At 40.4% G+C, this 11,364-nt stretch carries 11 protein-coding genes and 1 pseudogene; 1 reads left to right on the plus strand and 11 read right to left on the minus strand.

Features of this window, described 5'->3' with window-relative positions; translation table 11 throughout:
• Positions 1-416: 416 nt before the first annotated feature.
• On the minus strand, positions 417-743 hold the full coding sequence (locus BO222_RS06035) for a PTS lactose/cellobiose transporter subunit IIA (protein ID WP_075819286.1): 327 nt from the start codon (positions 741-743) through the stop codon (positions 417-419).
• 673 nt (positions 744-1,416) lie between these two features.
• Between BO222_RS06035 and BO222_RS06040 the strand changes: the two genes are divergently transcribed.
• On the plus strand, positions 1,417-2,118 hold the full coding sequence (locus BO222_RS06040) for an alpha/beta hydrolase (protein ID WP_075819288.1): 702 nt from the start codon (positions 1,417-1,419) through the stop codon (positions 2,116-2,118).
• 170 nt (positions 2,119-2,288) lie between these two features.
• Here the strand turns inward: BO222_RS06040 and BO222_RS06045 are convergent, their stop codons facing one another.
• From BO222_RS06045 to BO222_RS06090, 10 genes and pseudogenes are all read right to left on the minus strand, one after another.
• Entirely contained in the window at positions 2,289-3,752 is a 1,464-nt protein-coding gene (locus BO222_RS06045) for a nicotinate phosphoribosyltransferase (protein ID WP_075819290.1), read from the minus strand.
• A gap of 30 nt (positions 3,753-3,782) precedes the next feature.
• Complete coding sequence (locus BO222_RS06050; RefSeq protein ID WP_083647697.1) at positions 3,783-4,418, minus strand: cysteine hydrolase family protein; 636 nt, start codon at positions 4,416-4,418, stop codon at positions 3,783-3,785.
• 350 nt (positions 4,419-4,768) lie between these two features.
• The gene (recA, locus tag BO222_RS06055) at positions 4,769-5,911 is read right to left on the minus strand and encodes a recombinase RecA (RefSeq protein WP_075819294.1); all 1,143 of its coding nucleotides are present in this window, start codon (positions 5,909-5,911) and stop codon (positions 4,769-4,771) included.
• Positions 5,912-6,033: 122 nt separating this feature from the next.
• Positions 6,034-6,582 carry a CinA family protein gene (locus tag BO222_RS06060; RefSeq protein ID WP_083647698.1) on the minus strand — a complete coding sequence of 183 codons (549 nt, stop codon included), beginning with the start codon at positions 6,580-6,582 and terminating at the stop codon, positions 6,034-6,036.
• A 93-nt stretch (positions 6,583-6,675) separates the two neighbouring features.
• Positions 6,676-7,254, minus strand: a complete 579-nt coding sequence (pgsA, locus tag BO222_RS06065) for a CDP-diacylglycerol--glycerol-3-phosphate 3-phosphatidyltransferase (RefSeq protein ID WP_075819312.1) — start codon at positions 7,252-7,254, stop codon at positions 6,676-6,678.
• A 42-nt stretch (positions 7,255-7,296) separates the two neighbouring features.
• Positions 7,297-8,454, minus strand: coding sequence for a helix-turn-helix domain-containing protein (locus BO222_RS06070; protein ID WP_075819296.1), 1,158 nt, complete (start codon positions 8,452-8,454; stop codon positions 7,297-7,299).
• A 225-nt stretch (positions 8,455-8,679) separates the two neighbouring features.
• Entirely contained in the window at positions 8,680-9,171 is a 492-nt protein-coding gene (locus BO222_RS06075; RefSeq protein WP_075819298.1) for a GNAT family N-acetyltransferase, read from the minus strand.
• A 95-nt stretch (positions 9,172-9,266) separates the two neighbouring features.
• Complete coding sequence (locus BO222_RS06080) at positions 9,267-10,067, minus strand: zinc finger Ran-binding domain-containing protein (protein WP_075819300.1); 801 nt, start codon at positions 10,065-10,067, stop codon at positions 9,267-9,269.
• A gap of 82 nt (positions 10,068-10,149) precedes the next feature.
• Entirely contained in the window at positions 10,150-10,704 is a 555-nt protein-coding gene (gene thpR / locus BO222_RS06085; protein WP_083647699.1) for an RNA 2',3'-cyclic phosphodiesterase, read from the minus strand.
• 154 nt (positions 10,705-10,858) lie between these two features.
• Positions 10,859-11,230: pseudogene (locus tag BO222_RS06090) on the minus strand (RNA-guided endonuclease TnpB family protein); the annotation flags it as partial.
• Between the last annotated feature and the right edge of the window lie 134 nt (positions 11,231-11,364).

Raw genomic sequence — 11,364 nt, forward strand, 5'->3', positions numbered from 1 at the left:
AACGAATTTCTTTTCTTTTTTTCTCTCTTTGATTTTCTGAAGTCAAAAGTGGTTATTAATACAAACCGCCTGGGAAGGAAATTCTAATTTAGCGCATCCCAGTTTAAAACCAGTCATGGACTCTCCATTATCTAAAGCCGATGGGACTGCTGCTTGGCAGACCTAGGGGCAAATCACAGGTTAATTTGGGACAGTCTCTGTTCGCTGATTTGTATTTTTTGCATGTTAGTTGCCTGAGCTTACCGTCTAAGCCGGCTAGATTACAGTAACCGTTTTTTAAATTTTGTGTATTTAAAATCCTGGCCTTCAAATCGTATACTCGATTTGTCAATCTACTGACTGATTGGCCATTTATGTCTTCATGGTCCGTTTATTAAACCATTCGTTTTGCGCTTTTTTTTGATTCTATCGTTTTATCAGTTATAAACGTGAAAACGAATCGCACCAAAGCTTCCAGAAGGCTGAGCGACAGCGCGCTTAATGGTATCTCGGAAAATTTCGGTAAAACCAATGCATCCTTCCTGTTCTTCAATCAGGGAATCATTGAGTCTGGCTTCTTTTTTTAACCAGCTGTGATCCTTCTTGATATCTTCAAAAGATTCATCTGCTTCATTCATAATTTTAGCGGCTTCTTCATAGCGGCCCTGACCTGCGAGTTCGAGTGTACGGATCATTTTCTGACGCGCATTTCTGGTCTCGACTCCGATTTTATACATTTTCATTCTGACTTCTTCGTTAGACATATTGATTCTCTCCATATCCTGTTCAGATCAATCTTAATTTTTTGTTTGTTTGTGATCGTTGTTCGATCAATTTACCAGCGGAAATAATTTGCCTGAGGTCTTTACCACAGTTAAATCCTACTTGCATTTTCAGTTTAGCAAACATTTTTCCGAGGTAAACAGCTTTGCATTTCAATTTGATCAAGCTAAATCTCAGATAAAGATCCTTTTTTCTGCATTAATTTCGCATAAAGACAAGATTAAGAGCTTATAAAGAGAACTTAAGCTGATTTTTTACCTGAGTCCTTTTGAGACAGATGTGATTATTTATGTTTGTTTATTTATCAGTTTTAAACATTTTTAAAATCAAACCGCAAAGCCTGCGTCCGCAATAAGAAGCCACCTGGCAGAGTCAGAAACGGACGGCTAAAAATATATGCTGATTTTTTATTTCTTTTTAGAACATTCTTAGTCCGTTAGCTAGGATATTAAATCTTGGCGGCAAGGTTAGCTATATACTTTGAAAAAGATAGTCTAGCCATTATCTAACCTGATACTGAATACATTCCAATCCCAAAAAGCTTACAATTAATTTCAGAAGTCTAAAAGCTTAAAAGTTTTGGTTATAATGTTCATCTGACTATTTTCAGCCAGCCAATTGATTCAAAATAAGTCTGACAGAAAGGTAGATTCTATGGCACTCTCAGATTTACGCAAGCTGCTTCATAAAAACAGCCAGAAACGGCAAAAAAAAGATCTTGTTGTCACCATTCATGGATTTGGAACAAAAACGAGTTCTGAAATGACTCCTTTAAAGAACTATCTGACTTTAAAGGGATATGATGTCGTCAGTTTTGATATTTATGACTATGACAATCCTAAAGATACGGATTATAAGAAATGGATCCGGCGATGCGAAGAACAGATAAGAAAAGCCCTTGAAGACGGAAGACCAATTACTCTTCTTGGATTCAGTATGGGTGGAGTGATTGCCTCCTATTTAGCCTCTGTTTATCCGATCCGACAGCTGATCCTGTGTGCGCCAGCCTTTAATCCGATTGACTTTTCAAAGATCCAGAAGATTGGCAAAAACATTATTACCTCTTCAGGAGCTGGAGGATCAATGAGCAGCGATCAGATGCAGGCCTTTTTGAAGATCGTTTCAAAATATAAAGAATCCATCTCTCATGTCGAATGCCCGACATTGATTATTCATGGAACTGAAGATGAAGTGATTCAGCCGAAATCATCGAAGAAGGCTTATGATCTTTTACCTGCTGCAAATAAGCGTCTGATTTATCTAGAAGGGGCAAAGCATCGTTTCCTGTACGATCAGATCATGGAAAAGACAGCATTTACCCTGATCGAAGATATGCTGACAGATCGTATTTTCTAGTATTTCCTTTGAAAATTTCTTCGTAACGAATACCAAAAAGCAAAAAACTTCGAAACCCACCTGATGATGGATTTCGAAGTTTTTTCTTTAAGGAAATGTCTGTATCAATTCCTGGGTAATCATCATTGCCTGGATTAATCGAAAAACAGGTAGGAACTTGAATGGATGGTTCAGCGCATCTGAGAAATCATGTCAAGCTTGAGATCGAGCAGATCTTCTGAAAGATCGACATAGTATTCCTGAGGATTGGAGAAACGCTTGATTTCTTCCCAGAGCGTTTCCTGTTCTCTGGCGCAGTATTCCCTGATTTCCTGCAGCGTGGGCTGTTTGTAAACCAGCTTTCCATGGATGAAAATTGGAACCATTAACTCACGAAGCAGATAGGTTCCGCCTTCAATGGTTTTATATTTCCATTTTTTCATTGGATGATAGATGGTCAGATCCTTTTTGGGATCAAGAATTTCATGATCGAGAGTCATCAGATCCGCAATGGCCATCTGATCATTCTTATCGTAAATCCGGTACAGCTTTTTCATTCCCGGATTGGTAATCTTTTCTTCGTTTTCGGAGATCTTAATCTTTGGAATTGGACGTCCATCTTCATCCATGATTGCAGAAAGCTTATAGACGCCTCCAAAAACCGGTGTGTGTTTCGAAACAATCATATTTTCGCCCACTCCAAAGGAATCAATTCTGGCTCCCTGACGGGTCAGCAGGGATTCAATCAGATATTCATCAAGCGAATTGGAAACCACAATGGAACAATCCTCCATACCGGCTTCATCGAGTGCTTTTCGTACTCGTTTAGACAGATAAGCCATATCGCCCGAATCGATGCGAACACCTTTTAAGCGATAGCCATTGGGTTCAAGATAATCTTTAGCGACCTGGATCGCATTTTTCACGCCAGAATGCAGCGTATTGTACGTATCAATCAGCAGAGTGCAGGATTCAGGATATGTCTTGGCATAGGCCATAAAGGCGTCGTATTCACTTGGAAAGCTCTGAATAAAAGAATGAGCCATGGTTCCTAATGCCGGAATACCAAATTCCATACCAGCCTGAGTTGTCGCTGTACCATTTACTCCAGCTATATAGCAGGCTCTGGCCCCATATAAAGATGAATCAAAGTTGTGAGCACGGCGGGCTCCAAACTCCATCACAGCTTTTCCATTCGCGGCCTGGACAATACGACGGGCTTTTGTGGCGATCAGTGTCTGATGGTTGATCGCAAGCAGCATGGCGGTTTCGATCAGCTGAGCTTCAATTAAAGGAGCCTTAACACGAATTAAAGGCTCATAAGGAAAGACTGGGGTTCCTTCTGGTATAGCCCACAAATCACCAGTAAAACGAACAGTAGATAGATATTCCAAAAAAGCCTCGCTGAACTGGCCGGTCGATCGTAAATACTCAATCATATCGGCATCGATTGAGAAGTTTTCAACATAGTCGATAATCTGATCTAAACCGCAAAAAATCGCAAAACCTCCATTATCGGGGTTTCTTCGATAAAAGAGATCAAAAACGACCTCTTCATTCGTTCCATTATCGAAATAAACCTGCGACATGGTCAGCTCATAAAAGTCCATCATCAACGACTGATTGCGTTTATCACTTAGCGTAGTATTTGTCATATTTTCCTCTTATCTGTTTAAATTTCCTGATCACTTTACAAATTCAGAGATTACCTTAATTCCATTAGCTTCCATGTTTTTTAAAGCAAATTTATTCATCTTTTTTGCTTTATGCGATGAAAATTCTGCATCGTAAGTATCGACACAATTTACAGGAACTATCACTCTCATGTTTCGTTTTTCGTTCTGATTGATCCAGCTTTGAAGGCTGAGGACCAACTGCAGGATGCATAAATCTGTACAGCAGCCAGTGACCACTAAATCAGCCGGTGCTTTGATCGCATTGAGCCAATCTGAAAATCCAGGAGCAGTAAAGGTATTAATCGAATTCTTTTTGAAGACATTTGTATCGGTGACATAATCCTTTAATTCATCAATAACCTGAGACTCGGATGTTCCTTCAAGGCAGTGCACAGGAAAGGTCTCGAACTCAAGACATCCTTCCTGATGGCAGTCTGTCACAAACAAAAGATCCTGCCGGACATGATTTGTATTCGCGATTAAATTAATAATCGGTTGAACAGTACGAGCAATGTAAGGATCGCTGAGCTTCCCTTCCTTGATAAAGCCGTTCACCATATCGACCACGATAATGGCAGGATTGATGAGTTCCGAGTAGTCCATTACAAAATACTCATCGCAGGTAAGTCTGGCCATAATCAACATTCCTTTCACAATTGATTTCTTTTTAAGATTTCTGTTTATTCATCCATGACGAACGATTGAACAAAAGACCCAATCAACAATAAAGCCACTATTTATCTTTTAAAGTTCAATAACAGAAAACAGATGAAGATCTATAAGAAATTTTTTGTTTATTATATTCCAATTTCCGTTAATTCCCCATATTTCTGAAAAATTTACCAGACGTTCATTTTGAATTGAACTTAGCCTGATTACTAAACCTGAATGGTATGAACAGATACCTTTATCAGATTTGAAACCAGGCAGCTAAAAAAAACATTCTCTCCAGAATGGAGAGAATGTTCGAATCTGTAATATGACGATGATTAAAACTATTCAGCAGTTTCTTCCTGTGAAGCTTCTTCGACATTTACATCTTCATTGGTAGCGAGAAGATCTTCTACAGTGATTGTCTGATCTGCTTCCGTCTGATCAGCAGCTTCCTCATTGGAAGGCATGATTGCCGCATGAACTCTTTCTTCGATTTCCCTGCGGAGTTCTTCGTTGTTTTTTAGGAATTCCTTAGCAGCCTCTTTACCCTGGCCGACCTTGTCCCCATTGTATGAGTACCAGGCACCGGATTTTTTGAGAATATCGTGGTCTACAGCCAGGTCAATCAATTCGGAAATTGCTGAGATCCCCTGTCCATACATGATTTCAAGCTGGCAGGTCTTAAATGGCGCAGCGACCTTGTTTTTTGCAATTTTCACCTTAACTTTGTTTCCAACCGGATCGGTTCCATTTTTAATCACTTCAGATTTTCGGATATCAATACGAACAGAAGCATAGTATTTCAAAGCCTGTCCGCCAGGAGTTGTTTCCGGATTACCATAAACAACACCCACCTTTAACCGCAGCTGGTTAATAAAGATCGCTGTACAGTCGTTGCGGTTGATGATGCCAGCCAGTTTACGCATAGCTTTGGACATCATTCGAGCCTGAAGACCCACCTGCTGATCTCCCATTTCGCCATCGAGTTCCATCTGCGGAATCAATGCGGCAACGGAGTCCACAACAACCAGATCGACTGCTCCACTTTCAATTAACATCAGCATGATGTTCAGTCCCTGCTCACCAGAGTCAGGTTGAGAAAGAATCAGTTCATCAATATTAACGCCAAGTGCTTTGGCATAAATTGGGTCAATCGCATTTTCTGCATCAATAAATGCAGCTCGTCCGCCTTTTTTCTGAACTTCAGCAATCGCATGAAGAGCCAGGGTAGTCTTACCGGAAGATTCAGGACCATAGATTTCAATGATTCGTCCCTTAGGATATCCTCCGATCCCTAAAGCCTGATCCAGAAGCAGTGATCCAGAAGGAATCACTTCGACATCTACCGCTTTTCGCTCTCCAAGCTTCATGATTGATCCTTTTCCATATTCCTTTTCAATGGATTTAATCGCATCATTCAGAAGCTCGTCTTTGGATTTTGTTTTTTCTTTATCTTTTGTAGCTTTTTCTTTTTTTGCAGCCATAATTCCATCCTTTCACTATCATTTACATCAGATTTTTAATCTTTGTTTCTGAATCTGATGTTCATTTTTCGTTGTATGTTTATTTTGAATCATCAGACTTACAGATTAATCAAGCTGACGATTTAATTTTCTGAATCATGATGATCTTTTCGATCGTAATCTTCATACTCCTGATGAATATTCTTTTGGATCAGATTCATTAATCGATCCATCATGAGATCGACCAGTTTGAGTCGCAATTCATTTCTTTCGAGTGAGAGATTGAATTCATAAACCTCAAGATCATGATGACTGGCCAAAGCGCAGTAAACTAATCCGGCTGGTTTTGATTCCATCACTTTTGGTCCGGCATTACCGGTAAAGGAAACACAATAATCACAGTCGAGAACTTTTCTGGCATTTTTAGCCATTGCAGCAGCGCAATTTGAGCTGACAACTCCGAAACGTTCAATGATTTCGTGATCGACATGAGCCAGACGTTCCTTTTCAAAGCTCATATAGGTAACTAATCCGCCGGCAAGAACCTGACTTGCTCCAGAAACTGAGGCCAGACTTGAGCAAAACAAGCCAGCGGTCAGCGATTCACAGGATCCGATCTTTAAATTGTGACTAGCGCATAGATCAATCAGGTCTTTGGACTTCTTTCTGATCTGATCTTCTAAACTTTTCATTCAGGTTTCTCCTTTATTGAATCAGTCAATGAGGTAAATGAATACGCGGATGACTGGTGAGTGCTGAAAATCACGCAAATGAAAAAGCATGAATTACATGCTTTTTAAAACGTATTTCTTAAGCTTCTGAAAATAGATCCATCCAGAATAGAGCGAAGCCGCTGTCGCCGCCCACAGCATGAGATCTGCCATCGGAAAATGCAAATAGCAAAACGGCCAGTTGCAAAGCAGCAGCAGACAGATTGCAATCATCTGTAAAACGGTTTTCACTTTTCCGGAAAAGCCTGCTGAAACGACACTTCCTTCAGAAGCTGCCGCAAAGCGCAGCCCATCTACAAGCAAATCACGGGCTGTCATCAGTAAAACGGCAATGACATTGGCTTCATGCGTGCTGACAAGCAAAATCAATATGGTGTTAACCAGCATTTTATCCGCAATTGGATCAAGAAACTTTCCAAAAGAAGTAATGAGATTGTTTTTGCGGGCAATCTGACCATCAAGCATATCCGTTAAGGAAGCGATGGCAAAAAGAACAAAAACAACGAGATTTCTTCCAGATAACCCGCTGGTTTCGTCCAGAACCAGCCAGTCTTTTGGGATGTACAAATAACAGGCCACCACAATTGGAACCATCAGGATCCGCAATACAGTAAGCTTATTTGGCAAATTCATTTGTTTAAAAGTATTCATGTTTTTATCTCCAGGAAAACATTTTTATTCGTAATATTCACTGTCTGGATCTGTATAAGAACCAGCAGCATATGGATCCTCAATTCCCTGATCTTCCGAATTGAGCTCTCCCTGTCCACTTTCAACATATTCTTCACTCTGAGAATAGTCCTCTTGGGTTGGTGTTTGTTCCGTATTCAGCTGATCAGGTTCCTGAGACTGATCTGAGGATTGATCCTGAGAACTCTGATTGGCTGATCCAGTAAACTGCAGCGTCACCACGCCATATCCATCGGTAAATCCAGTTTCCTGCAATGGAACAGCTGTGTTGTTGACAGTAATCTGATCATTCGCCTGATAACCGCTGATTTCAAGTTCAATCAGCGTATCTGTGCCACTCTGGAAAGTATAGGTCCAACTCTGATCAAAAGTATGAGAAGTATTTTGAGTCCCATTAACATACACTGTCACACTCATCTGAGCTGCACATTGAAAAGCGATCGAAATGGGCTCGGAATCGGAAAGAGTATTTTCAACGGTGAAACCATTCACCGTATCGGCTGCGGCAGTAACCGTAACCGGAATGGCATTTTCCTGCTTTTCAGCCTGAGAACTTGCGTCTTTCTGAGATTTGAACTGATCAGCTAAACGCTGTGTTTCCTCTTCTTTTTTCTTGAGTTCTTCCTGTTTAGCCAGTTCAGCATTGCGGATATTTCGCTCTGATAGTGCATCAACTGCCAGTGATAAAACGGCTAAGAACGTCAGGGCACCGATTGCTGTAAAAATCAGTGTTCTTGAAAGCTGATTTTTAGGATCCCAGTTCATTTTTCTTGAAAGAGCGCCTGCCATGTTTGAGAAGATGTGCTTGCGTCTTCTTCTTTTTTTAGTCCCCTTCTTCTTTGCCGCCGGCATATTTTCAATCATTTTTCGTTGTGCCTGTGTGATAGCCATATCTCTTGCATGAGCGTAAGCCGAGATGGTTGCATCGACTTCAGGAGCAATCACCGCCCAGTTGACACCAATCACATCTGCATAAGAATGTACAAAATAACGGACAAATGAAAAATCGTCCGAAAAAACGTCCAGATTATTTTCTTCAATGGCCCGGATAAATTCCGGAGATAAATGAGTCTGTATCGCAATGTCCTGAATTGAAAGATTCAGATCCAATCTGCGTTTCTTGAGTATCTGATAGTAAGCCAAGCTGAAGAATCCCCCTTATCCGAAATGATTATAACAAACGGATGGGATCAAATCGCTGACCCTCTTTCTCCAAAAAAACATTTCCTTGAAGTTCTCTGTTTTCCTGGCTATTTCAGTCTATCGCAGATATTGACACCATTCGTGTATATATTAAAATTTTCTTCCTCATTTCACAGAAAAAAACTGTCCGATTGGACAGTTTTATCATCTGAAAAAATCAATTGTTTATGGCTGTAAATCAAGCTGCATTAAATACCAGGTTTTGCCGGCATGCGCTGAATCAGCAACGCCTTTGTTGACAAAGCCGAGTTTTTCATAAAACGGAATATGTTCCTCCTTGCAAGTCAGAATAATTCCGCTTCGTGAATCTTCACGACAGTCCTTGATTGCTTCCTTCATTAAGATCGAAGCATAACCACGATGACGGTATTCAGGATCTGTTTCTACACCAAACATCATTTGCCATTTGCCATCTTCATTATGCATGGCAGCATTGGCATACATTTCATCAGCAAGGAATTCATTGTCAGTCGTCATTCCATTGACCATGGCTACCAGGCGGCCATCTCGTTCAAGCAGCCAGAAATGATTTGGGAAAGTCTCAAGGCGCTCCTTTAAGACAGTCCTGGACGCAGCTTCTTCAGGCGAAAAACAGGCCTGTTCGAGGCGGTTGATCTCTTCAAGATCGTTCAAAGACGCATTGCGAATATCGAGCATTGTCAGCTTCCTCCCGTCTAAGCACGACCATTATAGCAAACTTAGGAAAAAAAAGATTGCATCATTCTTTTTATCATGTTGTATGAATCCAAAGATTATTCCTTGTTTTTCTCATTATCAGCCAATGAACTTAGATCCAGAATCTCATGATTCAGTACATATGAAGCTCGTTTATCATGTTCCTTTTTCATTGAAGGATTGCCGCTTTCTTCATCCGAGTAGATCTCGATAACATAGTTACGCCCATGAATTCGATCAACAATCGTTGCGACAATTCCATTTTCATTTTCTACCGTATAGAAATACTGATCATTGGTTCCTTCAAGCCGTAAATATTTCTGAGCTTCCCGAAAATATTCTTCTTCTTCCGATTTGGAAAACGGATAGTCTGCCACATAACTGTAAAAGATCATGTTCAGACCATTTTCGAGTTTGAAATCACAGGAGTATTCTGTATTGCTGATCAAAGCATCTGTCTGCCAGTCTGAATACTCGGGCATTCCAATTTTGATATCGGACTCAGGAAGCGTCATCATTCCATCATGAATATATTCATCAGGGACGAAAAGAGGATCAATATAGCTTTCCTGAATTTCTTCTGAATAGGCTGCAGAATTAGAATCTTCTGCAGTAAAAGAAACCGTTGCCTCCTCATTTGACGAACTGTTTCTGAATAATCCGGAGACCAGGCTGAATAAACCCAGAAAAATCAGGATGATAAAAGCTGCCATCCCAATCCTGAGAACTTTCCTTGCCTGATGGGGTTCCATTGTTTTTCTTGGTGGGTAAGGATTGATATAAGAATCACGGGGAATAGCTGGAACCAGAGAATTTCCGCATCGCTGACATCTATATACCCCTTTTGGATTATCAAAGCCGCAGTCTTTGCAGATCATCAAATCTCCCCTTTCTAATGATTAGCCACATTTACAGGTCTGAACGAAAAGTTAATTATTTCGTAACCATCGATTTGCAAAATTAACTTTTTTTAGATGAGCCTGCAAGCAAGATATAATTCGGACCATTCTGAGTCAGTTTTGATTCATAAAGATTCATCTCATCCAATAGAAGATTCTGGTTATTAAAATCTTTCATACGATTGAGCTCATTAATGAATTGTTCAAAACACTCCTGAGGTTCAATTTTTATAGACTTGATCAACGTTGAATTCAGTCTGAGCTTTCTGGCAATCGTAATATGAGCCTTGAATGATTTATCATCAAAAACAAAACCATGTTTTTTCAGTTGTTCCTTAAGATTTTGAACTTTGATTGATAATTCCCTATTCTCATCAAAACGCAAAACCAGAAGATCTCTCCATTGTTCAAATAGTCCCGGTTTTAATATAACCTCGCCAAAATCAAAGTTTTGAACCAGAGAAATCAGTTGATGAATTATCTGTTCATCTTCAATATTGCCTAAAAAGACCAAAGTCATGTGCAGGTGATCGGAAGATACAAACCTCCCGGTCATTCCTTTTGATTTCATAAATTTCTCAATCGGAAGAATCTTCTCTTTAAATGATTGAGAAATTGGAGACGCAGTGACATCCTCCCCCGCCTACGCCAACGCTTAGAGGCGGGGGCTTCCACCATAGGCCAGGGTTGGTTCCTGCTCGATAGAGCCATCGCTCTAAGGTTCAACAGGCTGTCTCCGTGTGTCCCACGGTTCTATGATATTTGTTGAATTAGGCGATGACTAACCGCATTCCTTCATTTCTGATGTTGATTGCTGCATTGATGTCTCGATCGTGATGAGCGCCACACTCTGGGCAGTCCCAGACTCTGAGAGATAAGTTTTTCGTTTCTTTATTCTTATAGCCGCAGCTAGAACAGATCTGACTGCTTGCAAAGAACTTATCCACTTTGACAAGCTGTTTTCCCATATCGGCAAGCTTATACTCCAAAAATCGAGTGAACATTCCCCAGCTGTTATCTGATACAGACTTACCAAAATGAAGTGACTGTGACAGTCCTTGCATATTCAGATTTTCGATACAGACACAATCATGGTCATTGGCTATCTGCCTTGATTTTTTATGCAGAAAATCTCTGCGTTGATTGGCTTTTTTTCATGAAGTTTAGCGACTTTGATTCGCTGTTTATTTCAGTTGTTTGAGCCTTTGACCATGTGTGAAAGTTTCCGTGGCTCTCTTTTGAGCTTCTTTTCAGCCTGGCGGTAATATCCTGGATA

Origin of the sequence: Ileibacterium valens, assembly GCF_001945525.1 — a bacterium.
In the GTDB taxonomy this organism is placed as follows: domain Bacteria; phylum Bacillota_I; class Bacilli_A; order Erysipelotrichales; family Erysipelotrichaceae; genus Ileibacterium; species Ileibacterium valens.